This is a genomic window from Pseudomonas sp. TNT2022 ID1044 (assembly GCF_028656895.1).
Classification (GTDB): domain Bacteria; phylum Pseudomonadota; class Gammaproteobacteria; order Pseudomonadales; family Pseudomonadaceae; genus Aquipseudomonas; species Aquipseudomonas reinekei.
Genome location: NZ_JAMDHB010000008.1, coordinates 25,600 through 52,321 on the forward strand (window position 1 = coordinate 25,600; position 26,722 = coordinate 52,321).

Genomic DNA, 26,722 nt, shown 5'->3' on the forward strand with positions numbered 1-26,722 from the left:
GGAAGATAAGACCTACTCCCCAGTTAGAGCTTAGCTTCCATGCACAAACCGGCTGAGCGCCGCGACCAACGGCCCTCGCGGCGTTTTTCGCAAGACGCGCGGCAGCAATCAGGGTTTCCCTCGGTAGAGTGCGGTCATGTATGCTACGGCGCTTCCTGTAACTCCACTTCCAGCGCGACTGGACACCGAAACGCCGATTTGGCGTGATCACCGTCCAGCGTTGCATTGAAGAGGATTAGGCCACCCCTATTCAGTTCAAAAGTAGCCATGCACGAACAATATCAGCCCCGTGAAATCGAAGCCGCCGCCCAGTCGTTCTGGGACGAGCAAAAGTCCTTTGAAGTCAGTGAACAGCCAGGCAAGGAGACCTACTACTGCCTGTCGATGTTCCCTTACCCCAGCGGCAAGCTACACATGGGGCACGTGCGCAACTACACCATCGGCGACGTGATCTCCCGCTACCAGCGCATGCAAGGCAAAAATGTTCTGCAACCAATGGGTTGGGACGCCTTCGGCATGCCGGCGGAAAACGCCGCGATGAAGAACAACGTAGCGCCCGCCAAGTGGACCTACGAGAACATCGCCTACATGAAATCCCAGCTGCGCAGCCTGGGCCTGGCGGTGGACTGGTCGCGTGAAGTGACCACCTGCAAGCCCGATTACTACCGCTGGGAACAATGGCTGTTCACCCGTCTGTTCGAAAAAGGCGTGATCTACAAGAAAAGCGGCACCGTGAACTGGGACCCGGTCGACCAGACCGTCCTGGCCAACGAACAGGTGATCGACGGTCGCGGCTGGCGTTCCGGCGCGCTGATCGAAAAGCGCGAAATCCCGATGTACTACTTCAAGATCACCGCCTACGCGGATGAGCTGCTGGAGAGTCTCGACGACCTGCCGGGCTGGCCTGAACAGGTCAAGACCATGCAGCGCAACTGGATCGGCAAGTCCCGCGGCATGGAAGTGCAGTTCCCGTACAACGTCGATTCCATCGGCGAAGCCGGCACGCTAAAAGTGTTCACCACCCGTCCGGACACCCTGATGGGTGCGACCTACGTTGCCGTAGCCGCCGAGCACCACCTGGCCACCCTGGCCGCCCGCAACAATCCCGAGCTGCAAGCGTTCATCGCTGAATGCAAAGGCGGTAGCGTGGCCGAAGCCGACGTTGCCACCCAAGAGAAAAAAGGCCTGCCGACCGGCCTGTTCGTCGAACATCCGCTGACTGGCGAAAAACTGCCGGTCTGGGTCGCCAACTACGTCCTGATGCACTACGGCGACGGCGCGGTGATGGCGGTTCCGGCCCACGACGAGCGGGATTTCGAATTCGCCCACAAGTACAACCTGCCGGTCAAATCGGTGGTGCGCACCAGCGCAGGCGACACCAACCCGGCGCCATGGCAAGACGCCTATGGCGAACACGGCACGCTGATCAACTCCGGTGAGTTTGACGGTCTGGACTTTGCCGGTGCCTTCGACGCCATCGAAGTGGAACTGATCAAGAAAACACTGGGCGCCTCGCGCACCCAGTTCCGCCTGCGCGACTGGGGCATCAGCCGTCAGCGCTACTGGGGCTGCCCGATCCCGATCATCCACTGCGCCGCTTGCGGTGACGTGCCGGTGCCGGAAGATCAACTGCCTGTCGTGCTGCCCGAAGATGTCGTACCCGATGGTGCCGGCTCGCCACTGGCGCGCATGCCCGAGTTCTACGAGTGCAACTGCCCGAAATGTGGCCAGCCTGCCAAGCGTGAAACCGACACCATGGACACCTTCGTCGAGTCCTCGTGGTACTACGCCCGCTACGCCTCGCCGCACTTTGAAGGTGGCCTGGTGGAAAAATCGGCGGCCGACCACTGGTTGCCGGTGGATCAGTACATCGGCGGTATCGAACACGCGATTCTTCACCTGCTCTACGCGCGTTTCTTCCACAAGCTGATGCGCGATGAAGGCCTGGTGAGCTCCAACGAGCCGTTCAAGAACCTGCTGACCCAAGGCATGGTGATCGCCGAGACTTACTATCGTCGCGAAGCCAACGGTGCCTACACCTGGTTCAACCCGGCGGACGTCGAACTCGAGCGTGACAGCAAAGCCAAGGTCATCAGCGCCAAACTGAAAACCGACGGTTTGCCGGTGGAAATCGGCGGCACCGAGAAGATGGCCAAGTCGAAGAACAACGGCGTCGACCCACAGTCGATGATCGACCAGTTCGGCGCAGACACCTGCCGCCTGTTCATGATGTTCGCTTCGCCACCTGACATGAGCGCGGAATGGTCTGATTCCGGCGTCGAAGGTTCGCACCGTTTCCTCAAGCGCGTCTGGCGTCTGGCGCAAGCCCACGTCAGCCAGGGCCTGCCGGGCAAACTGGACGTCGCCCGCCTGAATGACGAGCAGAAAGCCGTTCGTCGCTCGATTCACCTGGCCATCAAACAAGCCAGCCAGGACGTCGGCCAGAACCACAAATTCAACACCGCCATCGCCCAAGTGATGACGCTGATGAACGTGCTGGAAAAAGCCGCACAAGCCACCGAACAGGATCGCGCGCTGATTCACGAAGGTCTGGAAACCGTAACGCTGCTGCTGGCTCCGATCACGCCGCACATCAGCCACGAGCTGTGGAATCAACTGGGTCACGCCGACCCGGTGATCGACGCCGGCTGGCCGGTGCAGGACGACAGCGCACTGGTGCAGGACAGCCTGACGCTGGTGATCCAGGTCAACGGCAAGCTGCGTGGCCAGATCGAAATGCCGGCCACCGCGACCCGTGAAGAAGTCGAAGCCGCCGCACGCGCCAACGAAAACGTGTTGCGCTTCGTCGACGGTCTGACCATTCGTAAAGTGATTGTGGTGCCCGGGAAACTGGTCAACATCGTCGCCAGCTAATTGGATCAGGCGCCAGGTCATGCCTGGCGCCGAGTAAAACCTTTCGGGCCGCATCATCGGCCCACATGGTTTCAAGGGGAGCAACACAATGATCAAACGCAACTTGCTGGTGATGGGCCTCGCGGTCCTGTTGAGCGCCTGCGGATTCCAGCTGCGCGGCACCGGCACCACCGAACTGGCGATCAAGGAACTCGACCTGAGCGCCCGTAACGCATACGGCGAAACCGTGACCCAGCTGCGCCAGGTTCTGGAAAGCAGCGGCGTCAAGGTTTACACCGGCGCACCTTACAAGCTGTTCCTGGCCGACGAACAGGAAACCCAGCGCATCCTCAGCTATGCAGGCGCGGGCCGTACTGGCGAGTACCAGGTCACCACGGTGCTCAACTACGACATCCTCGGCCAAGGCAACCTGCCACTGATGAGCGACAAGCTTGAAGTGCAGAAAATCTTCATCCACGACGGCAACAACCTGGTGGGTTCTGATCAGGAAGCCACCGACGCTCGCAAGGAAACCCGTCGCGAGCTGGTTCAGCGCATGATGCTGCGCTTGCAGCAACTGACGCCGGCCCAGCTGGACCAGTTGCAGCAAACCGCTGATGCCAAGGCCAAGGCCGAAGCCGCGGCACTGGAAGCGGCGCAGAAGGCTGAAGCGGAAACCCCGCGTCAGTCGCCTATCGAACTGCCGCAGCAGTAAGTCTTACGGGGCGCTCAGGCGCCCCGTTTGCCGCCTTCTATGAAACTCGCTCCCGCCCAACTCGGCAAACACCTGCAAGGCGCTCTGGCGCCGGTCTACGTCATCAGTGGCGATGACCCCTTGCTGTGCCAGGAAGCCGCCGACGCCATCCGTGCCGCCGCCCGTCAACAGGGCTTCGATGAACGCCAGGTCTTTGCCGCCGACGCCAGTTTCGACTGGGGCACGTTGCTGCAAGCCGGTGCGAGCATGTCGCTGTTCGCCGAAAAGCGCCTGCTGGAACTGCGCCTGCCCTCCGGCAAGCCTGGTGACAAAGGTGCCGCCGCGTTCATCGAATACTGCTCACGACCGGCCGAAGACACGGTGCTGCTGATCAGCCTGCCCAAGCTCGACGGCAGTGCGCAGAAAACCAAGTGGGGCAAGGCGCTGGTCGAAGGCCCGCACACCCAGTTCGTGCAAATCTGGCCGGTGGATGCCAGCCAGTTGCCGAGCTGGATCCGTCAACGCTTGTCCCAGGCCGGGTTGTCCGCCAGCCAGGACGCCGTTGAACTGATTGCCGCACGGGTTGAAGGCAACTTGCTGGCCGCCGCCCAGGAAATCGAAAAGCTCAAACTGATGGCCGAAGGCGGTCAGATCACTGTCGAAACCGTGCAGGCTGCGGTTGCCGACAGTGCGCGATTCGACGTCTTCGGGCTGACCGATGCGATTCTCAACGGCGAGGCTGCCCATGCCCTGCGCATGCTTGAAGGCCTGCGCGGTGAAGGTGTCGAGCCACCGGTGATCCTTTGGGCCCTTGCTCGCGAGTTGCGGCTGCTGGCCAATATTTCACTGCAATACAGCCAGGGCACCCCGCTGGACAAGGCCTTCAGCCAGGCCAGACCACCGGTTTGGGACAAGCGTAAACCGCTGATGAGCAAAGCCCTGCAACGTTACTCGGCGCAACGCTGGGCGCAGTTGTTGCTCGAAGCACAGCGCATCGACGCGCAGATCAAGGGCCAGGCGGCGGGTTCGCCGTGGATGAGCTTGAGTCGGTTGACGTTGTTGATGGCGGGTCAGCGTTTGACGTTGCCTGCCGAGTAAGGTTTTGTGGCAAGAGAGCTTGCTCTCTCGTCACAGGTCGTCATTTCCTACATTGCAGGACTGGACAGACCCCCAACTTCGGCCGATGATTTGCACCGCAAAAACCATTACTTGCGAGAGATCGTCATGAGCAAAAAGCCGTCCAAACGCGGCCCCAACAAGGCCAAATCCATCATCGCCCAGCCTCTGTTCCGCAGCCGACAAGAACGAGCCGGCAAGGGCAAAGGCAGCTACCGCCGCGAAGCCTTCCAGTCTGACAACTGGGAGGCTTCTTACTTTCTGGCGGCCTGAAAGGCATGCATCCGCTCAACATGTTAAGGTCTGCACTTGATCCGTTTTCCCTGGACCCGTGCATGCCCCTTTGTCTTTCCCGTCGTTGGCACCTGCGCCAATTGATTGCTGCCTCCAGCCTCGTTTTGCTAGTCGCCTGCGCGGAAAAACCCACCGCCGCCGATGCCCAGCCATTGAAGACCCTGCCTGTCGTCACCGCCCCCGCGGTTGTTCCGCCGGTGGTTCCCAACGGTGAAAACCTCGACATCCAGCCAACCCAGACCTTCGCCGAGTGGCAAGCGGGTTTCCGCAAGGATGCCCTGGCCGCCGGCATTCGAGCTGATTTGTTCGATCGTGCCTTTGCCAATATCAGCTTCGATTCCAGCGTGATCCGTGCCGACCGCAGCCAACCGGAGTTCGCCAAACCGGTGTGGGAATACCTCGATGGCGCCCTGTCGCCGCTGCGGGTCCGCAAAGGTCAGGCGCTGGTCGACCAGTACGCCGACATCCTGCAAAGCATCGAGCAGCGCTACGGTGTCGATCGTCAGGCCCTCGTTGCCGTGTGGGGCATGGAAAGTAACTTCGGCCAGTTCCAGGGCAGCAAGTCGGTGATCAACTCGCTGGCGACCTTGGCCTATGAAGGTCGCCGCCCGGGCTTCGCCCACGCGCAATTGATTGCTGCGCTGCAAATTCTGCAACAGGGTGATATCGCGCCGGAGAAAATGCTCGGCTCCTGGGCCGGCGCCATGGGGCAGACCCAGTTCATCCCGACGACCTACAACACCCACGCCGTGGACTTCGATGGTGACGGGCGTCGCGACATCTGGGGCAGCGCCACCGATGCCCTGGCCTCGACCGCCCACTACCTGCAAAGCTCCGGTTGGCAGAAAGGCCAGCCGTGGGGCTTTGAAGTGCAACTGCCGGGCAATTTCAACTACGTGCTGGCCGACGGCACCATCCGCAAGAGCGTCGCTGAGTGGCAGCAATTGGGCGTCACGCTGCCCAACGGCGGCCGGGTTCCGGCAGGCTCTGAAAACCTGTCCGCGGCGCTGCTGCTGCCGGCCGGCTACCGTGGCCCGGCCTTCCTGGTGCTGGACAACTTCCGCGCGATTCTCAAGTACAACAACTCGTCGTCCTATGCGCTGGGTGTGAGCCTGTTGTCCGAGCGGTTCAATGGCGCAGGCCTGATCAACGGCTCGTGGCCGAAGGATGATCTGCCGCTGAGCCGTACCGAACGGATCGAGCTGCAGAACCTCCTGAGCGCGCAGAATTACGACGCTGGCACGGCGGACGGCATCATCGGCGCCAACACGCGCAAAGCGATCCGCAGCGCCCAGCAGTCGTTTGGCTGGCCGGCGGACGGGTATCCGACGCACAAGCTGCTGGAAGGGTTGCGTAACCGTTAAAAGCTTCGCGGGCAAGCGCGCTCCCACAGGTTATTCGCAATCCCTGTGGGAGCGGGCTTGCCCGCGATGACTGACTATCAGGCGATGAAACTCTAAGGCCTGATCACCACATCCTGCTCCAGCATCAATTCCTTGCTCCCCGCATCCAGCCTGACCAGCGCCCCCATCGGCAACGTCAGGTTCGGATCACAGTGGCCGCTGCGCCACCCGGACAACACCGGGATCCGCAAAGGCTCGAACGTCTGCTTGAGCAACCGTTCCAGCGCTGGCACGTCGACCCCCGCCACATCGCCAACCAGCACCCCGCGCAGCTTGCCCAGTGTGCCGGCCAGTCGCAGGTGAGTCAGCAGCCGGTCAATGCGATACAGCGGCTCGTTGATGTCCTCAATGAACAGAATGACGCCCTCGGCATCGATTTCGTATGGCGTGCCCATGGTCGCGGCGATCATCGACAGATTGCCCCCCAGCAAACGCCCATGGGCAATGCCAGGCTCGATTGTGGTCAAGGGGTAAGCCACCGGATGCGCCAAAACGCTACCCGCCTTCACCTGCCCGCGCAGCATGTTGAAAAAAGAAGGCTCGGTGGGCTTTTGCCTGTCGCCCAGCAGATCGGCATTGAGCAACGGGCCATGAAACGTCACAAACCCTGCATAGCGACTAATCGCCAGGTGCAGCGCAGTGATGTCGCTGTAGCCGATGAAGGGTTTGGCGTTACGGCGCAGCAACTCGAAATCGATGTGATCGAGCAACCTCGGCGTGCCATAACCACCGCGCAGGCAAATGATCGCATCGACCTCGTCATCGGCGAACGCCGCGTGCAAGTCGTTGAGGCGGACCTCGTCGCTGCCGGCCAGGTAACCCTCCTTCTGGTAGACACCGGGGTAAATCTTCAGTGAATAGCCTCGGGCGCGCATCCATTGCACGGCTTTATCAGTGTCCAGCGGCGCCGGCCCGGCAGGCGCAATGACGCCGATCACCCCTTGCGACGGCAAGGCCGGGACCGGGGCGTGAGGACAAAGGGTGTGGGTCGGTCGAACGGTCATCCATGAATCTCCCTGCGTGAACACTTGAGCACACAGTAGTCAGGAACGGGGACAAACAGAAGAGCGATTGTCGTCCCGCAGGTTGCAGGAAAAGACGGCAGTGGCCGTGGGCAGGCAAAAAAACGCCCGCAAGGCTGAATGCCTTGCGGGCGCATTTTATTTCTTTCGGCGGATCAGGACGACATCAGCTCGGCCTTGACCAGCTTCGCCTGCTCGTCGGCGTGGTAGGACGAGCGAACCAGCGGACCGGAAGCGACGTTCTTGAAGCCCATCTTGTAACCTTCCTCGGCGAACCAGGCGAAGGTGTCCGGGTGCACGAAGCGCTGCACCGGCAAGTGGCTGCGCGACGGCTGCAAGTACTGGCCCAGGGTCAGCATGTCGATGTCGTGTTCGCGCATGCGCTTCATGACTTCGATGACTTCTTCGTCGGTTTCGCCCAGGCCCAGCATCAGGCCGGACTTGGTCGGAATGTGCGGCATCATCTGCTTGAAGCGTTGCAGCAGGGTCAGCGACCACTGGTAATCCGAACCCGGACGCGCAGCCTTGTACAGGCGCGGTACGGTTTCAAGGTTGTGGTTGAACACATCCGGCGGCTCGGCGGCGGTGATTTGCAGGGCGATGTCCATGCGGCCACGGTAGTCCGGGACCAGGGTCTCCAGCTGCACGTTCGGCGACAGTTTGCGGATCTCGCGGATGCAGTCGGCGAAGTGCTGGGCACCGCCGTCACGCAGGTCATCACGGTCTACCGAGGTGATCACCACGTATTTGAGTTTCAGGTCGGCGATGGCGATGGCCAGGCTTTCCGGCTCGTTGACGTCCAGTGGCTTCGGACGACCGTGACCAACGTCGCAGAACGGGCAGCGACGGGTGCAGATGTCGCCCATGATCATGAAGGTCGCGGTGCCACCGGAGAAGCACTCGCCCAGGTTCGGGCAGGAGGCCTCTTCGCAGACGCTGTGCAGCTTGTGTTTGCGCAACAGAGCCTTGATACGGTCGACTTCCGGGGACACCGGGATGCGCACGCGAATCCAGTCAGGCTTTTTCGGCAGCTCAGTGGTCGGAATGATCTTGACCGGGATGCGTGCAACCTTCTCGGCGCCGCGCAGCTTTACGCCGGCTTCAACCTTGGCACGCGGGGCCGGACGCTCGGTGACATCCTGCGTCGGGATCATGGTTTGCACTGCATCAGTAGTCATATCAGTCGATTCCGCCCGTTAGGGTCGTCTGCTCAGCATAGTCGAGGTGTTTGACGAGCTGCGCGCGCAGCCGGGCACTTACCTCGGCAAATTCAATCGATCCTGCGTGATCGCTCAGCTGGGTCATCGCCAGCCCGGCGTAGCCGCAGGGATTAATCCGTCGAAACGGTTCCAGGTTCATGTCCACGTTCAAGGCCAGGCCATGAAAGGAACAACCGTGGCGGATCCGCAGACCCAGAGAAGCGATTTTCGCGCCGTCGACATAGACACCCGGCGCATCCGGCTTGGCCGCCGCCGTCACGCCGTAGCTGGCGAGCAGCTCGATCAGGCATGACTCCATGCGGCTCACCAGGTCACGTACACCGAAACCCAGCTTGCGCACATCCAGCAGCAGGTAGGCCACCAGTTGTCCGGGGCCGTGATAGGTAACCTGCCCACCCCGGTCCACCTGCACCACCGGGATATCTCCCGGCAGCAACAAATGCTCGGCCTTGCCGGCCTGGCCCTGGGTGAACACCGGCGGGTGCTCGACCAGCCAGATCTCGTCGGCAGCATCAGTGCCACGTTCATTGGTAAAGCGTTGCATGGCGTGCCAGACCGGCTCGTAAGCCATCTGACCAAGTTCGCGAAAGCCCAGCGTACCGGACATCACAGCACCATGTGCACGAAACCGGTGGCCCGCAGTTCGCTGTTGATGTTGTACAGCTGGTCCTGGTCGGTCGCGACGATGTGCAACTGAATAGTGGTGTATTTGCCGTTGCTGCTTTGACGTTCGTCCACACGTTCTTCGTTGACTTTGGCGTGTTTGCGGACGATGTCGATGATCTTGTCCTTGTTGCCCACACCCGTGTCGCTGATCACCTTGACCGGATAATCGGTGGCAGGGAATTCGATCTTGGGCGCCTTTACTTCGGTATCGGTCATGGCGTAACGGCCTCGTAAGCGTAAGCCGTGGCGACGGCAAAGCCCCGCGCCGGATCAGCACGGGGCTTTGCAGGTGCACACTATCAGTTGAACAAGCCGTAGAAGAATAGACGGATGCTATCCCACATGCGACGGAAGATACCACCCTCTTCGACGCCGTCCAGAGCGATCAGATCAGCGCTGTGCACCACCTTGTCGTCCAGTTTGACTTCGACTTTACCGATCACGTCGCCCTTGGCGATGGGTGCGATCAGTTGCGGGTTCATGGTCATGCTGGCCGCGAGCTTTTTCAGCTGGCCTTTCGGCAGGGTCATGGTCAGGTCTTCAGCCAGGCCAGCCTTGACCTGGTTGGTCGAACCTTTCCAGACAGGTGCCTGAGCCAGCTCGGCGCCTTTCTGATAGAAGGTCTGGGTTTCGAAGAAGCGGAAACCGTAGGTCAGCAGCTTCTGGGTTTCGGCGGCGCGCGCCACTTCGCTGTTGGTACCGAACACCACGGCGATCAGACGCATGCCATCACGCACGGCCGAGGACACCATGCAGTAGCCTGCTTCCTCGGTGTGGCCGGTTTTCAGACCGTCGACCGTCTTGTCGCGCCACAGCAGCAGATTGCGGTTAGGTTGCTTGATGCCGTTCCAGAAGAACTCTTTCTGCGAGTAGATCGCGTAGTGAGCCGGGTCTTCGTGGATGATCGCGCGAGCCAGCACGGCCATGTCGTGAGCCGACGAGTAGTGCTCCGGGTTCGGCAGACCGGTCGGGTTCATGAAGTGGCTGTTGGTCATGCCCAGGTCGCCAACGGTTTTGTTCATCATGTCGGCGAAGGCATCTTCGCTACCGGCGATGTGCTCGGCAAGTGCAACACTGGCGTCGTTGCCCGACTGAATGATGATGCCGTGCAGCAGGTCGCTGACAGTCACCTGCGAGCCAACCTTGATGAACATCCGCGAACCGCCGGTACGCCAGGCGTTTTCGCTGACGGTGACCGGATCGTTTTCACCGATCTGGCCGCGACGGATTTCCAGGGTCGCGATGTAAGCCGTCATCAGCTTGGTCAGGCTGGCTGGCGGCAGACGCTGGTCACCATTGTTTTCGACCAGCACGTTGCCGCTGCTGGCGTCCATGAGCACGTAGGCCTTGGCGGCCAGTTGCGGTGGGGACGGCATCATCTCGACCGCGAAAGCGGCTGGCGAGAGGAGCAGCGGGACTAGAAGGCACAGGCGTTTGGCAAAGGTGGTGATGTTCATCCGTCTCTCGAAATCGCTAATGGAAACTTGCCCGAGGGCAAAACTATTCAGACAGCCTTCTAACGGGCCATCGCGTGTTCAGCTGCTCACTCAGTAACCCTTGCCGGGCTTTTGTTCTTCAACGAGCCAACAACCTGGTTCACCCCCCAAAACCGCAGATGAACCGTCAATCAAGTTCTACGTATTACTCAGTGGCTTACTCGGTCACTACGCTTGGCGAACCGAGATTGGCCAGGCGCACACTGTTCTGCACTTGCTGGACTTCACCCGGCGAACCGATTGGCCCCATGCGCACCCGATGCAGGGTCTGCTGATTGCGCACGATCGAGCTGATGAACACCGGAGCGCTCACCATCCCGCTGAGCTTCGACCTCAGCAGTTCTGCAGCGTCCGGGTTGGCGAACGCGCCCACCTGCAGATACTGGCCAGACGCTGGTGCAGAAGCGTTTTTTTTTGCATCGATTGGTACAGGAACGACAGCGGCGGCGTGTTGCTGCGGCGGCGGAGTCCATTGCTCTACGGTACCGGCCGAAGCCGTAATGACCGGGGCGCTATTCTGCGCGACTTTCGGCTCGTTGAGCATCAAAGGCGCCGGACGGCCCTTGGCGGCCCACCATTGTTGCGGATCGATGCCTTCGACCTTGACCCGTGCGGTGCCGGTTTCGGCGTAGCCGAGCTTCTTGGCGGCCGCGTAGGACAGGTCGATGATGCGGTCCGAATAGAACGGCCCGCGGTCATTGACCCGCAGGATCACGGTCTTGTTGTTGTCCAGGTTGGTCACCCGAACGTAACTTGGCAGTGGCAGAGTCTTGTGGGCGGCACTCATGCCGTACAGGTCATAGACTTCGCCGTTGGCGGTGTTCTGGCCATGGAACTTGGTGCCGTACCAGGACGCCGTGCCCGACTGCACGTAGGTTTTGGACTCTTGCAGCGGGAAGTAGGTTTTACCCAGTACTGAATAAGGCGCGGCCTTATACGGGCCGGTGTGCAAGGTTGGCGTGGCATCCGGGATGCGCGAAACGTCGACGTCCCACCAGGGTGCGCCATCTTTGTGAGCCCGGTTGATGTCCAGCCCCGGCGTCGAGCGCACGGCAGTGGAGGACTTCTGCGCCGGCGCGCGGCTGGTCGAACAACTGGCGACCAGCACCGCCAACGCGGCAAATGCCATCAGCTTCAGGGGTTTATTCATAGGCAATGCCCGCATTACTTGACGCCCCGTGCTTGGACCAGCTGTTCAGACAGTTGATGTACGGCCATGGCGTACATCACGCTGCGGTTATATCGCGTGATCGCGTAAAAATTCTTCAGGCCCATCCAGTATTCAGGGCCATTGCCGCCTTCCAGCCGGAATGCGGTAACCGGCATATCATCGCGCAGCGCATCATGACTTGACCAGCCCAAGGCCCGCAACTCTCCAACGGTTTTAGTCGGCTCGATGCCGGTGGTCAAACCTTCATCGACCTGCTCGCCCCGCACATCGGCGCGGCTGACCACCGGTTCGCCGGCGACCCAGCCGTGACGCTTGAAGTAGCTGGCGACGCTGCCAATGGCATCGTCCGGATTGTTCCAGATATTGATGTGGCCATCCCCGTCGAAATCCACCGCATAGGCGCGAAAGCTGCTGGGCATGAACTGCGGCAGCCCCATCGCCCCGGCGTAGGAGCCTTTGAGGGTCAACGGGTCGATCTGTTCTTCACGGGCCAGCAGCAGGAACTCGCGCAATTCCTTGCGGAAAAATTCGGCACGGGGAGGATAGTCGAACCCCAGGGTCGACAAGGCATCGATTACCCGGAAATTACCGGTATTACGGCCGAAAAAGGTTTCAACGCCGATGATCGCGACGATCACCTGGGCCGGCACGCCGTATTCCTGTTCCGCCCGGGCCAGCACCGCTTCGTGCTCGCGCCAGAAATCCACGCCGCGTGCGATGCGCGCATCGGTGATGAACATCGGGCGGTATTCGTTCCACTGTTTGACCCGCTCAGCGGGTTTCGAAATGGCGTCCAGGATCGACTTTTTGCGCTCGGCCTCGCGGAACACGCCCATCAGCTGTTCACCGGCAAAACCGTAGTCGCGGGTCATTTCACCGACGAATTCGGCCACTTGCGGTGAGCCTTCGTAATCGCCGGCCACCGCGTCCTGCGCAGTGCCAAGGATGCTTACCAGGCCGACCCACGGCGCATATCGAGTCGCCCAGCCACGCATTACTTGCATTGAACTCTTCACCTTATTCAAACCTGTGCGATCCACTTACGATGGGTATGGATCGACATCAAAACCCCAAACGCTGACAGCAGCGTCACCAGCGAAGTTCCTCCGTAGCTAATGAACGGCAACGGCACCCCCACCACCGGCAACAAGCCGCTGACCATACCGATATTGACGAAAACGTAAACAAAAAACGTCATGGTCAACGCGCCGGCCAGCAATTTGCCGAACAATGTCTGGGCCTGGGCGGTAATCACCAGCCCTCGCCCGATCAACAGCAGATAGATCAGCAGCAGCGCACAAATGCCCACCAGGCCGAACTCTTCACCCATCACCGCAATAATGAAGTCGGTGTGGCTTTCCGGGAGGAAGCCCAGGTGCGACTGGGTGCCCAACAGCCAACCCTTGCCAAACACGCCGCCGGAACCGATGGCGGCTTTCGACTGGATGATGTTCCAGCCAGTGCCCAGCGGATCACTCTCCGGGTCGAGGAAGGTGAGGACTCGCTGCTTTTGATAATCGTGCATGACGAAGTACCACATGGCGACAGACACCGGCACAGCGGCGGCGAGCACGCTGAGGATCCAGCGCCAGCGCAGCCCCCCCATGAACAGCACGAATGCGCCACCGGCCAGAATCAACAGCGACGTGCCGAGGTCCGGTTGGCGCACGATCAATATGAACGGAACACCAATCAACATCAGACTGACGCCCACGTGCTTGAGCTGCGGCGGCAGCGTGCGTTTGGACAGGTACCAGGCGATGGTCGCCGGCATCAGGATCTTCATGAACTCCGATGGCTGGAAGCGGATGACACCGGGGATGTTGATCCAGCGCGTGGCGCCCATGGCGTTGTGGCCCATCACGTCCACCACTATCAACAACAGCACGCCGATCACATACCCGACCGGTACCCAACGGGCCATGAAACGGGGTTCGAACTGGGCGATGACGATCATCGACACCAGGCCAATACCAAACGAAGTGGCCTGTTTGGCCAGCAGATCCCAGCTCTTGCCACTGGCCGAATACAGCACGAACAGACTGCCAGCGGCGAGCGTCAGCAGCAGGATCAGCAGCGGTCCGTCGATGTGCAGGCGTTGCAACAGCGTCGCGCGACGCCGCATCACATCCTCGCTGGAGAGCATGCGATCAAAATTATTCATCACGGGCAGTAGCCTCTGCACTGATAGGGTTGGCGTACTCGGCTTTGAGGTGGCCGTCCTGATCCAGCAGCCACGCATCCATGATCTGACGCACGACCGGCGCAGCCACGCCGGAGCCCGACTCACCGTTCTCGACCATCACCGAGACCACGATTTTCGGATCGTCGGCCGGTGCGAAGCCGACGAACAAAGCGTGGTCGCGATGGCGTTCCTGGACCTTGGAGCGGTCGTACTTCTCGCCCTGCTTGATCGCGACCACCTGAGCCGTACCACTTTTGCCGGCAATCCGGTATTGCGCACCAATCGAGGCCTTGCGCGCAGTCCCTCGAGCACCGTGCATGACCTGCTGCATGCCATGGTTCACTCGGGTCCAGTCCGCCGGGTCGCGCAGGATGATGTCCGGCATCGGATTATGATCCACCGGCTTCTCCCCTTCGATGGTCTTGGCCAGATGCGGGCGCTTCCAGACCCCTTTGTTGGCCACCAGCGCAGTGGCCTGGGCCAGTTGCAACGGCGTCGACTGCATGTAGCCCTGACCGATCCCGAGAATCAGCGTCTCCCCCGGGAACCACGCCTGACGACGTGTTGCACGCTTCCATTCGCGCGTCGGCATCAGGCCTGCCGACTCTTCGAACATGTCCAGGGAGACTTTCTGGCCAATGCCAAACTTGGACATGTAGGCCGACAGCCGATCGATCCCCAGCTTGTGCGCCAGGTCATAGAAGTAGGTGTCGTTGGAACGCATGATCGCCGTATCGAGGTCGACGAAACCGTCGCCGGAGCGGTTCCAGTTGCGATACTTGTGATCGTAGTTGGGCAGCATGTAGTAGCCCGGGTCGAACACCCGGGACGAAGCTGTCACCACGCCCGCGTCCAGACCGGCAATCGCCACCGCCGGCTTGATCGTCGAACCTGGCGGATAGAGACCGCGCAGCACGCGGTTGAACAGCGGCCGATCAATGGAATCGCGTAGCTCGGAATAGGCCTTGAAACTGATGCCCGTGACGAACAGGTTCGGATCGAAACTCGGCTGACTGACCATCGCCAGCACTTCACCGGTCTTCGGGTCCAGCGCCACGACAGCGCCGCGACGTCCGCCGAGTGCAGCCTCGGCGGCTTCTTGCAACTTGATGTCCAGGCTCAGGACGATGTCCTTGCCGGGAATCGGATCGGTACGCTTGAGCACCCGCAATACGCGGCCCCGAGCGTTGGTTTCCACTTCTTCGTAGCCCACCTGGCCGTGCAGCTCGGGCTCGTAAAAGCGCTCGATACCGGTTTTGCCGATGTGGTGGGTGCCGCTGTAATTGACCGGATCAAGGGTCTTGAGCTCTTTCTCGTTGATCCGCCCCATGTAACCCACCGAGTGCGCAAAATGCGCACCTTGCGGATAGTGACGAACCAGTTGCGCAACCACTTCCACACCCGGCAGGCGGAACTGGTTAACGGCGATCCGGGCGATCTGCTCTTCGGTCAGCTCAAACAGGATCGGCACCGGCTCGAACGGCCGACGCCCCTGGCGCATGCGCTTCTCGAAAATCACCCGGTCCTCGGGCGTCATTTCCAGCACTTCGACGATGACGTCGAGCACTTGCTGCCAGTTGCCGGACCGTTCACGGGTCATGCTCAGGCTGAAACTCGGCCGGTTGTCGGCAATCACTACGCCGTTGCGGTCGAAAATCAACCCACGGGTCGGCGGAATCGGCTGCACGTGGACGCGGTTGTTTTCCGACAGGGTCGAGTGGTACTCGTACTGGATCACCTGCAGGAAATACAGACGCGCGATCAGCACGCCGATCAGCGCCACCACCGCAATGGCCCCGAACACGACACGGCCACGCACCAGACGGGCGTCTTTTTCGTGGTCCTTGATGCGGATCGGCTGAGGCATGAGGGCAGAACTACTTGTGGTAAGGGTGACCGGACAGAACTGTCCAGGCACGATACAGCTGTTCGCCGATGAGGATTCGCACCAACGGATGCGGCAACGTCAACGGCGAGAGCGACCAACGCTGATCGGCACGGGCACAGACTTCCGGCGCCAGCCCCTCGGGGCCACCCACCATGAAGTTGACGGTGCGCGAGTCCAGCCGCCAGCGGTCGAGTTCCACCGCCAGCTGCTCTGTACTCCAGGGCTTGCCGTGGACTTCGAGGGTGACAACACGCTCGTTCGGCCCGACCTTGGCCAGCATGGCTTCGCCTTCCTGACGGATAAAGCGCGCCACGTCGGCGTTCTTGCCCCGGGTGTTGAGCGGAATTTCCACCAGTTCCAGCGCCAGCTCGGACGGAAGACGCTTGGCATATTCATGCCAGCCTTCTTCCACCCACTTGGGCATGCGAGAACCGACGGCGATCAGTCGCAGTCGCACAGCCGTTCCTTATTCCTGGTCTTTGTTGAGCTTGTTGAAATGCTCGTGACCAACTTCAGGGCTGTGGTGTTTGCCGTCAGCGGCACGGCTCTGCTCGGCACCTTTCCAAAGGCGCTCCAGGTCGTAGAACTGACGGGCGTTGGAGGTCATCATGTGAACGATCACATCGTCCATGTCCAGCAGTACCCAGTCGCTGTCGCCCTTGCCTTCTTCACCCAGCGGCTTGATGCCCAGGGCTTTGACGGCTTCGCGAACCTTGTCCAGCATCGCGCCGATCTGGCGGTTGGAGGTACCGGTGGCGATGATCATGAAGTCGGTGATGCTCTGCTTGTCGCGGACATCGATGACCAGCACGTCCTGGGCCTTGACGTCTTCCAGTGCCGCTACGGCGATCTTGACCAGCTCGTCGCCTTTAGGCGGCTCGGCAGCCAGGACCTTCTCAGGCAGCGGGGCACTCTTGAACGTGCCTTTGCGCTTAACTTTGTTTACGTCGTTGTTCGTCATATAAAACTCGTTTTGCTCGTATGTTCGGGCGCTTCAATACACGTTGTTGCTACGTGCCTTGAGGCACTCCTGTTCAGTTCGACGCACGGTAGAGTCCGTGCGCATCGATGTAGGCCAGGACCGCGTCGGGCACCAGGAAACGTACCGACTTACCGCTGGCCAGCAGTTGACGGATCTGGGTGGCGGATACCGCGAGCGGTGTCTGCCAGACGAATGCAATCTGTCCGCTCGGCCCTTTGAGGGCCAGCGGGTCGCTCACCGAGCGCGCTGCCAGCAGGTTGCGCAAGGCATCCGGCGGTTCGCTGTCGGCATCCGGGCGTTGCAACACCAGGATATGGCAATGCTGGAGCAACTCTTCCCAGCGGTGCCAAGTGGGCAGGCCGCAAAATGCGTCCCAGCCCAAAAGCAGAAAAACCTGGGTCTCTACGGCCATTTCGGCACGCATCAACTCCAGGGTATCAATGGTGTAGGACGGTTTGTCCCGCTGCAATTCGCGGTCATCCACCACCAACGGTGCCACGCCGGCCACCGCGCACTCGACCATCGCCAAGCGGTCCTGCGCCGATACCTGCGGCGTATCCCGATGGGGCGGCCTGGCACTGGGTGTCAGGCGCAGTTCATCGAGCGCCAGGGTTTCGGCGACTTCCAGCGCACCACGCAAATGACCGATGTGCACCGGGTCGAACGTTCCGCCCAGCACGCCAATACGGCGAGGCAATGGCTCGCTGACGGTCGACGGGGCTGACGGGTCGAAGTCGCCCAAGTCAGGCCGGCTCCTGTCCGCGCAGCTGGCCATCACCGACCACGACATACTTCTCGCAGGTCAGGCCTTCGAGGCCGACCGGGCCGCGGGCGTGCAGCTTATCAGTAGAAATGCCGATCTCGGCACCCAATCCGTATTCAAAACCATCGGCGAAGCAGGTCGGGGTGTTGATCATCACCGACGACGAATCGACTTCAGCCACGAAACGCCGGGTGTCGCCCTGGTGTTCGCTGACAATCGAATCGGTGTGGTGCGAGCCGTAATGGTTGATGTGCTCGATGGCCTGCTCCAGGCCGTCGACCACGCGGATCGACAGAATCGCCGCCAGATACTCCGTGCTCCAGTCTTCTTCGCTGGCCGGCACGGCATCGATGATCGCCCGGGTGCGTTCGCAGCCACGCAGTTCGACGCCTTTTTCGCGGAACTGGGCTGCCATCGCGGGCAAGAAATCGTTGGCAACGGTTTGGTCGACGAGCAGCGTTTCCATGGCACCGCAGATGCCATAACGGTAGGTCTTGGCGTTGAACGCGATGCGCCGGGCTTTCGCCAGATCGGCGTGTTCGCCTACATAAACGTGGCAGATGCCGTCCAGGTGCTTGATCACTGGCACGCGGGCGTCACGACTGACACGTTCGATCAGGCCTCGACCGCCGCGAGGCACGATGACATCGACGTATTCAGGCAGGGTGATCAGCGCGCCAACGGCAGCACGGTCAGTGGTTTCGACGACTTGCACCACGGCGGCCGGCAAATCGGCCTCGGCCAGGCCGCGTTGAATGCACGCAGCGATGGCACGGTTGGAATGAATGGCTTCGGAACCGCCGCGCAGGATGGTTGCGTTTCCGGACTTCAGGCACAGGCTGGCGGCGTCGATGGTCACGTTGGGACGGGATTCGTAGATGATCCCGATCACGCCCAATGGCACGCGCATCTTGCCGACCTGGATACCCGACGGACGGAAGCTCATGTCGCGGATCGCACCAACCGGGTCCGGCAGCGCGGCCACCTGGCGCAAACCGACGATCATGCCGTCGATGCGCGCCGGGGTCAGCGCCAGACGCTCAAGCAGCGCCGGCTCAAGACCACTGGCGCGACCGGCCGCCAAGTCCAGCTCATTGGCTGCAGTCAGCTCGGCGCGGGCGGCGTCCAGTGCGTTGGCGGCAGCCTGCAGGGCGCGGTTTTTCTGCGCTGTGCTGGCGCGGCCAATCACGCGAGACGCTTCGCGGGCGGCGCGACCCAAGCGGGTCATGTAGTCAACAACGGACTCGGTCATGGTCTGGGCGTGGTCTTTTCTAAGGTCTTGGTAAAGAGTAAAGCGGCAGATTATAGCTGTCGTGCCTCCTGACTAACAGCGGTGACAGGCGGATGGTCGAAATGGAGGGCAAATTGCCGACGTTCAGCCGGGATTAAGCTGCAAATTGTTATCATCACGACTCAATCAGCCCTGATAAACACTGTTCATCATGTCCAACCTGACTGTCCGAACGTCCGCTGCGGGCCTGCCTATGGGCCTTCCGGACGCATTTTTCGACCGCGACGCGCAAATTCTCGCCCGGGACCTGCTCGGAAAAGTCATTCGTCATCGAGTTGGCGAACTGTGGCTCAGCGCCCGGATCATCGAAACCGAAGCCTATTACTGCGCCGAAAAAGGCAGCCATGCGTCCCTCGGCTACACGGAAAAACGTAAGGCTTTGTTTCTGGATGGCGGGCACATTTACATGTATTACGCTCGTGGTGGCGACTCCCTGAACTTCAGTGCCCAGGGCCCGGGCAACGCGGTGCTGATCAAATCGGCCTATCCGTGGGTCGATGAACTGAGCGGGCCGGCGAGCCTGGCGCAGATGCTGCTGAACAACCCCGACGCCCAGGGCCGCCCCCGCCCGTCGCAAAAGCTCTGCGCCGGGCAAACGCTGCTGTGTAAGTCGCTGGGTTTGAAGGTGCCGGTCTGGGATGCCAAACGCTTCGACCACGAGGTGCTGCTGGTTGAGGACGTCGGCCAGCCCCCTGCGCAGATCATCCAGACCACGCGCCTGGGCATCCCCCATGGGCGAGACGAACATTTGATGTACCGCTTTGTCGACGCGACCTACGCTGCCTGGTGCACGCGGAACCCGCTGCGACGGGGACAGGTCGAAGGGCGCGACTATTTTGTGCTGACGTGAGAATGGGAAAGATCCCCTGTGGTAACGAGCCTGCTTGCTAACACAAGGGGCGGACTGAAATTTCAATGGAGTTGTTTTTATGGGCCCATGGCTCGATAGCGTGACCGGTTGGCTGACGGTCAACCCGCAATGGCTGGCGGCAGCGGTGTTCATCGTGGCTTTTATCGAATGTCTGGCGATTGCCGGCCTGATCGTGCCCGGCACGGTATTGCTGTTTGCCGTCGCGGTACTGGCCGGCAGTGGCGCGTTGTCGCTGAGTGAAACGCTGTTGCTGGGCTTCCTCGCAGGCGTACTGGGTGATGTGGTGTCGTATTTCCTCGGACGCCACTTCCATCAGAACATCCGACGCCTGCCAGGCTTGCGCCATCACCCCGAGTGGATCGCCGGGGCGGAGTCGTACTTCCATCGCTACGGCATCGCCAGCCTGTTGGTCGGACGCTTTATCGGCCCGCTGCGCCCCATGCTGCCGATGGTGGCCGGAATGTTCGACATGCCCTTCCCGCGCTTCTTCGCCGTCAGCCTGCTGGCTGGCGCCGGATGGTCGATGGCGTATCTGCTGCCAGGCTGGGCCACCGGCGCAGCCATTCGTTTGCCGCTGCCAGAAGGTTTCTGGCCGGAGGCCGGGATCGTTGCCGGCGCCATCGCCGTCATGATTGGATTGAGCGTGACCAGCAGTTTGCGTCGACATCGCAACGCCACGGTATTCATTACCGGGATGAGCCTGCTGATTCTCGCCGGGCTGTTTATCGGTTTTCCCCATCTGACCGCGCTGGATCAAGGCGTCATGACCCTGGTCCAGGAACATCGCAAGCCCGTGCTGGATGAAGTGGCCGTGATACTCACGCTGATCGGCGAATTCCGCAATATGCTGTTGTTCAGTGCCCTGCTGGTGGCGCTGCTGCTGATCACCCGACAATGGCGCCAGGCGATCTTCGCTTGCAGTACGCTGCTTTGCACCGCGTTGGCCAACACCGCCACCAAAAACTTTTTCGCCCGCATGCGCCCGGAGGTATTGAGCGACCCCCTGACCAGCTACAGCATGCCCAGTGGCCATGCATCAGGTGCCTTTGCGCTGTTCCTGACCCTGGCCGTGCTGGCGGGCCGCGGTCAACCCCCGCGGATGCGCCTGACCTGGTTGCTGGTGGCTTGTCTGCCGGCGCTGGCGATCGCCCTGTCGCGGGTGTACCTCGGCGCCCATTGGCCAACGGATGTGTTAGCAGGTGCGATGCTGGCGGCATGCGTGTGCGCGGCGAGCCTGTGGCTGATCCAGCGCAAGGCATCGCTCAATCCGATGTCGCCAAGAATCTGGTGGCTGATATTGCCGTCGCTGGTGGCTATGTTCGGATTCTTCGTATTACGGCATTTACCGCACACGATGCTGCGGTACGCCTATTAAAAAGATTCTTCACGTATTCCCGGGAAACACAGATAACGCGAAATCCGTAGAAGCCGGCTTGTTGGCGATAGCTGTGTATCAGGAACAGCGCTGTCGTTTGAACAGCCGCCATCGCCAGCAAGCCGGCCCCTACAAGGGGAGCGCGGTGATAACGCATCAACGGAGATGCAGGTGTTTGATCGGAATACAGCGGGCAAAAAAACCTTGAAAAAAAACACCCCGACCTGTCAGGCCGGGGTGTTTCTTAGAACATCTTCAGCTCATCGACGCTCAAGCACTTTGACGCTTGCGCATTTCAAGAATCAGGGCATCGGCGACTTGACCTGCGACGGCTGCGGTGGCCTCAAAAGGCTGCATGTAGCTGGCATGTTTAAGCATGTAGCCCACGGCAGCGGCTTCCCAGGCAGCACGTTCGGTTGTGTAGATCGTCATGGTTGTAATTCCTTTTAGTAATGAAATTGGCCACTTCGTGTGGACATACGCAAACTAAATATATCCTTCGCACTCTTCAATGCTGGCGATCCAGTCCAATCATTGCCAATTGCTGCTCAGGCAAACAACTCGCCCTGCAACTCATCCAGTAGCGCTTGAATCGCATCCAGTCGTTGCTGCGGATCATCGAGTTGCAGCAAGTCGATCTTGTCGAGTTCGGCGAAGGGCAACAGGTAAGCCAACTGATTGGCCAGCGACTGCTGCCCGGTGGCTTCAGTGCCCATGTTCAGCGCTTCAACCATCGGATGTTCAGCCAAGGCCTTGAGCAAGGCCACCAGATCGGCATCTTCATCCTGCAGCGGCTGTTCCGGCTCTTCGTCCAGCCACTCGACCTCGGCCACGATCAACTGGTCCCGCTGTAATTCGGTGCGCAGTACGTTGAAGCGCCGCCCGCCCTGAACCCGAATACCCAACAGACCATTGTCCTGGGTCTTGAAGTCGGTGATCAGCGCTTCGCAGCCGACCAGCGCGTACCCCGCCGGGGCGATGCCGACTTCTTCGCCGTCGAGAATGCAGACCACGCCGAAGCCGCCACCCTGTTTCATGCAGCGACCGATCATGTCGAGGTAGCGCGCCTCGAAAATCTGCAAGTCGAGGATGCAACCGGGAAACAACACTGTGTTCAGCGGGAAAAGCGGCAGGCTCATAGACATTTCCTTTACACCACCATCGACACCGCCAACGGCAGCAACACCGCCGTGGCCACGCCCATCAAACTCATCGCCAGCGCCGCGAAGGCGCCACATTCTTCACTTTCCTGCATCGCCACCGCCGTGCCGACTGCGTGGGCGGTCATGCCCAGCGCCATGCCCCGGGCCTCGGGGCTGTGGACGCCGAGCCGGGTCAACAGACTCGGACCAAAGATCGCGCCGATCACCCCGGTGATCAACACAAACACCGCGGCCAACGCGGCGACACCACCAATCTGCTCGGCCACCAACATCGCAATCGGCGAGGTGACCGACTTCGGCGCCATGGTCATCAGGATCATGTGCTCGGCTCCGAACCACCAGCCCAGCAGCACACCCAGGACGGTGGCGACCACACCGCCTATCACCAGCGTAGTAAATATCGGCCAGAACAACTGCCGAATCCGCCGCAGATTCAGGTAAAGCGGCACAGCCAGCGCGACCGTCGCCGGCCCCAGGAGGATACTGAGGATCTCGGTGCTCTTGCGGTACTCGACATAGGTCAGGCCGCAGCCCACCAATACACCGATCACCAGCAACATGGAGACCAGCACCGGCTGCAAAAAGATCCAGCGGGTTTTCTCGTAGGCGGCCAATACCAGCTGATAGGCGCCGAGGGTGATGCCGATGCCGAACAGGGGATGATGAATCACCGACGTCCAGGCGCCGTGCCAGTCGAAGATCATTGGCTGTCCTCGGGATGAACGTGGCGTTTGACCAGCCGCTGCATCAACACACCGGCGAACGCCATCGACAGCAGCAGCGACAGGAACAGCGCGCCGACAATGGCCCAGAAGTCCGCGGCGATGTCGGCGGCATACACCATCACGCCCACGGCCGGCGGTACCAGCAGCAAGGGCAGGTAGCGCAACAGGCTGCTGGCCGCCAGGTTCAGCGGCTCACCGACCTGCCCCCGGCTGATCAGAAACACCAGCAACAGCAGCAGGCCGATGATCGGCCCCGGCAAGAACGGCAAAAACAAATGGTTGATCGCGGTGCCGAGCAATTGGAACAGCACCAGCCAGGTCAGGCCACGTAACAACATCTTTAATCTCCCGCAAATCCGTTCACCCGCATTGGCCCGGGCATTATAAGCATGCCTGCCCTATACATCGGCATTCGCCAAAAGCATGGTCGGTTGACCGGAGCGAATTGCCATGTTGATCTAAAGTGGTAATCCGGGAGGTCAAATCCCCCACCTCAAAAAAAACTATAAAACCGATGAACCCAAGGAGAGTCTCAATGCCCTATGTTCCAGTTGCAGAGCTCAATGATTATGTCGGCAAGGAACTCGGACGTTCCGAATGGCTCACCATTGATCAGGAGCGTATCAACCTGTTCGCCGAAGCCACCGGGGATTATCAGTTCATCCATGTCGACCCGGTCAAAGCCGCGCAAACGCCCTTTGGCAGCACCATCGCCCATGGCTTCCTGTCGCTGTCGCTGATTCCAAAACTGATGGAAGACATTCTCGTCCTGCCTGAAGGCCTGAAAATGGTGGTCAACTATGGCCTGGACAGCGTGCGTTTCATTCAGCCGGTCAAGGTCAATTCGAAAGTGCGTCTCAAGGTCGACCTGACCGAAGTCACGGAGAAAAAGCCCGGCCAATGGCTGCTCAAGGCCACCGCCACACTGGAAATCGAAGGTTCGGACAAACCGGCGTACATCGCCGAACCGCTGTCACTCTGCTTCGTATAAATCTTTCGGGATGCGAAACAGCTCCCGCTGTTTCGCGCTTCCTGCCTCTGTATCGACTGTATAAGGACACATAGCTGCGGCATACTCGGTCGCCTAATTGCCCGGAACCCGCTATGCGCTTACTTGCACTCATTGCCTTGACCCTGATGCTCACCGCTTGCGGTGACGGCGAATCGCTGCTGCCGCCTGACGCCCGCCTGCCGGACGGCGGACGCTATCGCGGCGACATGGTCAACGGCTTGCTGCAGGGACAGGGCCGGATCGATTACCCGAACGGCAGCTGGTACGCCGGCGAATTCGACAAGGGCCAATGGCACGGCCAGGGTGAATGGCACGGCAGCAATGGCGAGGTCTTTCGCGGGCAGTTCAATCAGGGCTTGTTCGACGGTCAAGGCACACTGATTACCAACGGCAGCAGCTACAACGGCGGCTTCAAACTCGGTCGTCGCGACGGTGAAGGCACCCTCAAAGAAAACGGCATGACCTACCGCGGCGAGTTTAAGGCCGATCAATTTTCCGGGCTTGGCCGTCTCGAACTCGATGACGGCAGCGCCTATCAAGGCCAGTTCGCCCACGGCAAACCCAACGGCGAAGGCCAGCGCGGCGACGCCAGCGGCAACCAGTACACCGGGCACTTCGTCGACGGTCAGCTGGAAGGCAAAGGAACATTCAACAGCGCCGACGGCGATATCTACGTCGGTGGATTCAAGAACAATCAACTGCACGGCAAAGGTCGCTACGAAAACGCCGATGGCGACGTCTGGCTGGGTCAATTCAAGGAAGGCTCGCTCAACGGCAAAGGCGAGTTGATCGGCGCAGACGGCAGTCATTACATCGGCCACTTCAATGACTGGCGCTTCAGCGGTCAGGGCCGACTGAACCTGGCCGACGGCAGTTTCTACGTCGGCCAGTTCGACAGCGACAGCTATCAAGGGCGCGGCACTCTGGTGCTGACCGATGGCTCGGTGCTCAGCGGCATGTGGGTCAACGGCCAGCGCGTGCGCGATGCCGATGGCAAGTTGCTGCCGGACACCCTCGAACTCGGCCTGCTGGCCCAGGGGCGCCTGCTTGAAGACGCACTGGGCAACGTACCGGCCTCGACGCCAGCGATAGAGCTGTACACCCTGACCCTCGGCGGCGACGGCAAGCAGAGTGTGTTCCTGCGCGAATCCGACTATGTCGCCAACATGCTCACCAGTCGATTCGGCGCCTTTGGCCAGATCCGCCTGGTCAATCATCGCGACCACCTCGGCGACCGGCCGATGGCCACCCGGGAAAACCTGCGCCGCGCCGCGCTTACCCTGGCCGAGCGCAGTGGCCCGGAAGACCTGATCTTCATCTACCTGACCAGCCACGGCACCAGCGAACACGAACTGGTACTCGACCAGCCGCGCATGGAGCTGGCCGATCTGCCGGCGGATGAGCTGGCGGCCGTCCTCGCCCCGCTGAAGAACCGTGACAAGATCGTCGTGATTTCGACGTGCTACTCAGGGGGCTTCATCCCCGCCCTCAAAGACGAGCGCACCCTGATCATGACCGCATCGCGGGCCGACCGTGTGTCATTCGGCTGTTCTGAGGAAGCCAATTTCACCTACTTCGGCGAGGCCTTGTTCGCCCAGGCATTGAACCAGACCGACGACCTGGAGCAAGCCTTCAAGCTGGCCAAGGCCACCGTCGCCGAGCGGGAACTGGCCGACAACTTCGAAGCCTCCGAGCCGCAGATCTGGGCACCGAAAACCGTCCTCTCACACTGGCAGCTTCTGCGTAAACAACAGGCACGAAAAGCGCTACAAAGTGTCTCCATTGACAACAAGGACGCAAAGAACAACTAAGCTGATCAGTATCAAGGGAGAAACACTATGTACTTGACGCCTCAGCATGTGCTGCTTGCCGGAGCCACCGGTTTGACCGGTGAACATCTACTTGATCGTTTGCTCAACGAGCCAACGATATCGCGAGTATTGGCCCCCTCACGCCGGCCGCTGGCCAAGCATCCGCACCTTGAAAACCCGGTCGGCGACCCGGCGGTGTTTCTGCCGCAGTTGAACGGCCGGGTCGATATCGCCTACTGCTGCCTGGGCACCACCATCAAACAAGCCGGCTCCGAAGAGGCATTTCGCGCCGTAGACCTGGACATGGTCGTGGCTTTTGGCAAACGCGCGCGGGAGATGGGCGCACGGCACCTGATCGTCATCAGTGCGCTGGGAGCCGATCGACGGTCCTCGATTTTCTACAACAAGGTCAAAGGCGAGATGGAGCACGCATTGCGCGCGCAGGACTGGCCGCAACTGACCATTTGCCGACCATCACTGCTATTGGGCGAGCGGCTCGAACCGCGCCTGGCGGAGAAAGTCGCCGGCCCGCTGTCTCGGCTGATCCCCGGCAAATACCATGGCATCGAAGCCTGCCAGCTGGCCCGTGCGATGTGGCGCCTGGCGCTGGAAGAGCAAGACGGGGTGCGGATTGTCGAGTCGGATGAATTGAGGAAGTTGGGTAAATAATCGACGAACCTTGTGGCAAGGGAGCTTGCTCCCTCGCCACAAAAGCCAGGCT

Annotated in this window: 27 protein-coding genes; 10 read left to right on the forward strand and 17 right to left on the reverse strand. The window is 60.7% G+C overall.

Features of this window, described 5'->3' with window-relative positions; translation table 11 throughout:
- Positions 1-267 precede the first annotated feature (267 nt).
- From leuS to M5G20_RS12005, 5 genes are all read left to right on the forward strand, one after another.
- Positions 268-2,874 carry a leucine--tRNA ligase gene (leuS, locus tag M5G20_RS11985; protein ID WP_273919285.1) on the forward strand — a complete coding sequence of 869 codons (2,607 nt, stop codon included), beginning with the start codon at positions 268-270 and terminating at the stop codon, positions 2,872-2,874.
- Between the two features lie 88 nt (positions 2,875-2,962).
- On the forward strand, positions 2,963-3,568 hold the full coding sequence (locus M5G20_RS11990) for an LPS-assembly lipoprotein LptE (protein ID WP_273919286.1): 606 nt from the start codon (positions 2,963-2,965) through the stop codon (positions 3,566-3,568).
- 39 nt (positions 3,569-3,607) lie between these two features.
- Positions 3,608-4,645 (forward strand): DNA polymerase III subunit delta, encoded by a 1,038-nt coding sequence (gene holA, locus M5G20_RS11995; RefSeq protein WP_150734653.1) that lies wholly within the window; start codon positions 3,608-3,610, stop codon positions 4,643-4,645.
- 126 nt (positions 4,646-4,771) lie between these two features.
- On the forward strand, positions 4,772-4,936 hold the full coding sequence (arfA, locus tag M5G20_RS12000) for an alternative ribosome rescue factor ArfA (protein WP_056855798.1): 165 nt from the start codon (positions 4,772-4,774) through the stop codon (positions 4,934-4,936).
- A gap of 62 nt (positions 4,937-4,998) precedes the next feature.
- A complete protein-coding gene (locus tag M5G20_RS12005; RefSeq protein WP_273919287.1) occupies positions 4,999-6,321 on the forward strand; it encodes a lytic murein transglycosylase in 1,323 nt (440 codons plus the stop codon).
- A gap of 92 nt (positions 6,322-6,413) precedes the next feature.
- Here M5G20_RS12005 and M5G20_RS12010 read toward each other — a convergent pair whose 3' ends face one another.
- The 13 genes from M5G20_RS12010 to M5G20_RS12070 all read right to left on the reverse strand — a co-directional run bounded on the left by M5G20_RS12010 (position 6,414) and on the right by M5G20_RS12070 (position 19,005).
- Positions 6,414-7,364, reverse strand: a complete 951-nt coding sequence (locus M5G20_RS12010; RefSeq protein WP_273919288.1) for a S66 peptidase family protein — start codon at positions 7,362-7,364, stop codon at positions 6,414-6,416.
- Between the two features lie 173 nt (positions 7,365-7,537).
- Entirely contained in the window at positions 7,538-8,560 is a 1,023-nt protein-coding gene (gene lipA, locus M5G20_RS12015; RefSeq protein WP_075949067.1) for a lipoyl synthase, read from the reverse strand.
- A 1-nt stretch (position 8,561) separates the two neighbouring features.
- Positions 8,562-9,209, reverse strand: coding sequence for a lipoyl(octanoyl) transferase LipB (lipB, locus tag M5G20_RS12020; RefSeq protein ID WP_075949066.1), 648 nt, complete (start codon positions 9,207-9,209; stop codon positions 8,562-8,564).
- On the reverse strand, positions 9,209-9,484 hold the full coding sequence (locus tag M5G20_RS12025; RefSeq protein WP_273919289.1) for a DUF493 domain-containing protein: 276 nt from the start codon (positions 9,482-9,484) through the stop codon (positions 9,209-9,211). Before M5G20_RS12025 ends, lipB begins: the two co-directional genes overlap by 1 nt.
- A gap of 83 nt (positions 9,485-9,567) precedes the next feature.
- Positions 9,568-10,725 carry a D-alanyl-D-alanine carboxypeptidase family protein gene (locus M5G20_RS12030; RefSeq protein ID WP_273919290.1) on the reverse strand — a complete coding sequence of 386 codons (1,158 nt, stop codon included), beginning with the start codon at positions 10,723-10,725 and terminating at the stop codon, positions 9,568-9,570.
- 196 nt (positions 10,726-10,921) lie between these two features.
- Complete coding sequence (locus M5G20_RS12035) at positions 10,922-11,929, reverse strand: septal ring lytic transglycosylase RlpA family protein (RefSeq protein WP_273919291.1); 1,008 nt, start codon at positions 11,927-11,929, stop codon at positions 10,922-10,924.
- Positions 11,929-12,939 carry a lytic murein transglycosylase B gene (mltB, locus tag M5G20_RS12040; RefSeq protein WP_273919292.1) on the reverse strand — a complete coding sequence of 337 codons (1,011 nt, stop codon included), beginning with the start codon at positions 12,937-12,939 and terminating at the stop codon, positions 11,929-11,931. Before mltB ends, M5G20_RS12035 begins: the two co-directional genes overlap by 1 nt.
- A gap of 17 nt (positions 12,940-12,956) precedes the next feature.
- On the reverse strand, positions 12,957-14,060 hold the full coding sequence (rodA, locus tag M5G20_RS12045; RefSeq protein ID WP_273919373.1) for a rod shape-determining protein RodA: 1,104 nt from the start codon (positions 14,058-14,060) through the stop codon (positions 12,957-12,959).
- Between the two features lie 31 nt (positions 14,061-14,091).
- Positions 14,092-15,987 (reverse strand): penicillin-binding protein 2, encoded by a 1,896-nt coding sequence (gene mrdA, locus M5G20_RS12050; RefSeq protein WP_273919293.1) that lies wholly within the window; start codon positions 15,985-15,987, stop codon positions 14,092-14,094.
- A gap of 10 nt (positions 15,988-15,997) precedes the next feature.
- Positions 15,998-16,465, reverse strand: coding sequence for a 23S rRNA (pseudouridine(1915)-N(3))-methyltransferase RlmH (gene rlmH, locus M5G20_RS12055; protein WP_007937439.1), 468 nt, complete (start codon positions 16,463-16,465; stop codon positions 15,998-16,000).
- 9 nt (positions 16,466-16,474) lie between these two features.
- The gene (rsfS, locus tag M5G20_RS12060) at positions 16,475-16,969 is read right to left on the reverse strand and encodes a ribosome silencing factor (RefSeq protein WP_150734645.1); all 495 of its coding nucleotides are present in this window, start codon (positions 16,967-16,969) and stop codon (positions 16,475-16,477) included.
- 73 nt (positions 16,970-17,042) lie between these two features.
- On the reverse strand, positions 17,043-17,687 hold the full coding sequence (gene nadD / locus M5G20_RS12065) for a nicotinate-nucleotide adenylyltransferase (protein WP_273919374.1): 645 nt from the start codon (positions 17,685-17,687) through the stop codon (positions 17,043-17,045).
- A gap of 46 nt (positions 17,688-17,733) precedes the next feature.
- A complete protein-coding gene (locus M5G20_RS12070; RefSeq protein ID WP_273919294.1) occupies positions 17,734-19,005 on the reverse strand; it encodes a glutamate-5-semialdehyde dehydrogenase in 1,272 nt (423 codons plus the stop codon).
- Between the two features lie 190 nt (positions 19,006-19,195).
- Here M5G20_RS12070 and M5G20_RS12075 point away from each other — a divergent pair, with 190 nt between their 5' ends.
- Positions 19,196-19,894: a DNA-3-methyladenine glycosylase gene (locus M5G20_RS12075; protein WP_273919295.1), complete on the forward strand. Its 699-nt coding sequence runs from the start codon at positions 19,196-19,198 to the stop codon at positions 19,892-19,894.
- Between the two features lie 79 nt (positions 19,895-19,973).
- Positions 19,974-21,290, forward strand: coding sequence for a bifunctional DedA family/phosphatase PAP2 family protein (locus M5G20_RS12080; RefSeq protein WP_273919296.1), 1,317 nt, complete (start codon positions 19,974-19,976; stop codon positions 21,288-21,290).
- Between the two features lie 270 nt (positions 21,291-21,560).
- Here M5G20_RS12080 and M5G20_RS12085 read toward each other — a convergent pair whose 3' ends face one another.
- From M5G20_RS12085 to M5G20_RS12100, 4 genes are all read right to left on the reverse strand, one after another.
- Positions 21,561-21,722 carry a hypothetical protein gene (locus tag M5G20_RS12085; RefSeq protein ID WP_191635257.1) on the reverse strand — a complete coding sequence of 54 codons (162 nt, stop codon included), beginning with the start codon at positions 21,720-21,722 and terminating at the stop codon, positions 21,561-21,563.
- Between the two features lie 116 nt (positions 21,723-21,838).
- Positions 21,839-22,429, reverse strand: coding sequence for an LON peptidase substrate-binding domain-containing protein (locus tag M5G20_RS12090; RefSeq protein WP_273919297.1), 591 nt, complete (start codon positions 22,427-22,429; stop codon positions 21,839-21,841).
- Between the two features lie 11 nt (positions 22,430-22,440).
- A complete protein-coding gene (locus tag M5G20_RS12095) occupies positions 22,441-23,157 on the reverse strand; it encodes an LrgB family protein (RefSeq protein WP_273919298.1) in 717 nt (238 codons plus the stop codon).
- Positions 23,154-23,516, reverse strand: coding sequence for a CidA/LrgA family protein (locus M5G20_RS12100; RefSeq protein ID WP_075949054.1), 363 nt, complete (start codon positions 23,514-23,516; stop codon positions 23,154-23,156). Before M5G20_RS12100 ends, M5G20_RS12095 begins: the two co-directional genes overlap by 4 nt.
- Before the next feature lie 197 nt (positions 23,517-23,713).
- Between M5G20_RS12100 and M5G20_RS12105 the strand changes: the two genes are divergently transcribed.
- The 3 genes from M5G20_RS12105 to M5G20_RS12115 all read left to right on the forward strand — a co-directional run bounded on the left by M5G20_RS12105 (position 23,714) and on the right by M5G20_RS12115 (position 26,670).
- A complete protein-coding gene (locus tag M5G20_RS12105) occupies positions 23,714-24,169 on the forward strand; it encodes a MaoC family dehydratase (RefSeq protein WP_150701613.1) in 456 nt (151 codons plus the stop codon).
- 113 nt (positions 24,170-24,282) lie between these two features.
- Positions 24,283-26,001, forward strand: a complete 1,719-nt coding sequence (locus M5G20_RS12110; RefSeq protein ID WP_273919299.1) for a C13 family peptidase — start codon at positions 24,283-24,285, stop codon at positions 25,999-26,001.
- A gap of 27 nt (positions 26,002-26,028) precedes the next feature.
- Positions 26,029-26,670, forward strand: coding sequence for an oxidoreductase (locus M5G20_RS12115; RefSeq protein WP_075949051.1), 642 nt, complete (start codon positions 26,029-26,031; stop codon positions 26,668-26,670).
- Positions 26,671-26,722: the final 52 nt, after the last annotated feature.

Excerpts from the sequence above, each read along its gene's own strand:
- M5G20_RS12100 (WP_075949054.1), bottom strand. The coding sequence starts at position 23,516 with ATGTTGTTACGTGGCCTGACCTGGCTGGTGCTGTTCCAATTGCTCGGC.
- holA (WP_150734653.1), top strand. The coding sequence starts at position 3,608 with ATGAAACTCGCTCCCGCCCAACTCGGCAAACACCTGCAAGGCGCTCTG.
- M5G20_RS12115 (WP_075949051.1), top strand. The coding sequence starts at position 26,029 with ATGTACTTGACGCCTCAGCATGTGCTGCTTGCCGGAGCCACCGGTTTG.
- rsfS (WP_150734645.1), bottom strand. The coding sequence starts at position 16,969 with ATGACGAACAACGACGTAAACAAAGTTAAGCGCAAAGGCACGTTCAAG.
- M5G20_RS12095 (WP_273919298.1), bottom strand. The coding sequence starts at position 23,157 with ATGATCTTCGACTGGCACGGCGCCTGGACGTCGGTGATTCATCATCCC.
- M5G20_RS12010 (WP_273919288.1), bottom strand. The coding sequence starts at position 7,364 with ATGACCGTTCGACCGACCCACACCCTTTGTCCTCACGCCCCGGTCCCG.
- arfA (WP_056855798.1), top strand. The coding sequence starts at position 4,772 with ATGAGCAAAAAGCCGTCCAAACGCGGCCCCAACAAGGCCAAATCCATC.
- M5G20_RS12085 (WP_191635257.1), bottom strand. The coding sequence starts at position 21,722 with ATGACGATCTACACAACCGAACGTGCTGCCTGGGAAGCCGCTGCCGTG.
- lipA (WP_075949067.1), bottom strand. The coding sequence starts at position 8,560 with ATGACTACTGATGCAGTGCAAACCATGATCCCGACGCAGGATGTCACC.
- M5G20_RS12035 (WP_273919291.1), bottom strand. The coding sequence starts at position 11,929 with ATGCGGGCATTGCCTATGAATAAACCCCTGAAGCTGATGGCATTTGCC.
- M5G20_RS11990 (WP_273919286.1), top strand. The coding sequence starts at position 2,963 with ATGATCAAACGCAACTTGCTGGTGATGGGCCTCGCGGTCCTGTTGAGC.
- mltB (WP_273919292.1), bottom strand. The coding sequence starts at position 12,939 with ATGCAAGTAATGCGTGGCTGGGCGACTCGATATGCGCCGTGGGTCGGC.
- M5G20_RS12110 (WP_273919299.1), top strand. The coding sequence starts at position 24,283 with ATGCGCTTACTTGCACTCATTGCCTTGACCCTGATGCTCACCGCTTGC.
- M5G20_RS12030 (WP_273919290.1), bottom strand. The coding sequence starts at position 10,725 with ATGAACATCACCACCTTTGCCAAACGCCTGTGCCTTCTAGTCCCGCTG.
- lipB (WP_075949066.1), bottom strand. The coding sequence starts at position 9,209 with ATGTCCGGTACGCTGGGCTTTCGCGAACTTGGTCAGATGGCTTACGAG.
- M5G20_RS12075 (WP_273919295.1), top strand. The coding sequence starts at position 19,196 with ATGTCCAACCTGACTGTCCGAACGTCCGCTGCGGGCCTGCCTATGGGC.
- M5G20_RS12080 (WP_273919296.1), top strand. The coding sequence starts at position 19,974 with ATGGGCCCATGGCTCGATAGCGTGACCGGTTGGCTGACGGTCAACCCG.
- M5G20_RS12005 (WP_273919287.1), top strand. The coding sequence starts at position 4,999 with ATGCCCCTTTGTCTTTCCCGTCGTTGGCACCTGCGCCAATTGATTGCT.
- M5G20_RS12070 (WP_273919294.1), bottom strand. The coding sequence starts at position 19,005 with ATGACCGAGTCCGTTGTTGACTACATGACCCGCTTGGGTCGCGCCGCC.
- M5G20_RS12025 (WP_273919289.1), bottom strand. The coding sequence starts at position 9,484 with ATGACCGATACCGAAGTAAAGGCGCCCAAGATCGAATTCCCTGCCACC.
- M5G20_RS12090 (WP_273919297.1), bottom strand. The coding sequence starts at position 22,429 with ATGAGCCTGCCGCTTTTCCCGCTGAACACAGTGTTGTTTCCCGGTTGC.
- M5G20_RS12105 (WP_150701613.1), top strand. The coding sequence starts at position 23,714 with ATGCCCTATGTTCCAGTTGCAGAGCTCAATGATTATGTCGGCAAGGAA.
- mrdA (WP_273919293.1), bottom strand. The coding sequence starts at position 15,987 with ATGCCTCAGCCGATCCGCATCAAGGACCACGAAAAAGACGCCCGTCTG.
- rodA (WP_273919373.1), bottom strand. The coding sequence starts at position 14,060 with ATGCGGCGTCGCGCGACGCTGTTGCAACGCCTGCACATCGACGGACCG.
- leuS (WP_273919285.1), top strand. The coding sequence starts at position 268 with ATGCACGAACAATATCAGCCCCGTGAAATCGAAGCCGCCGCCCAGTCG.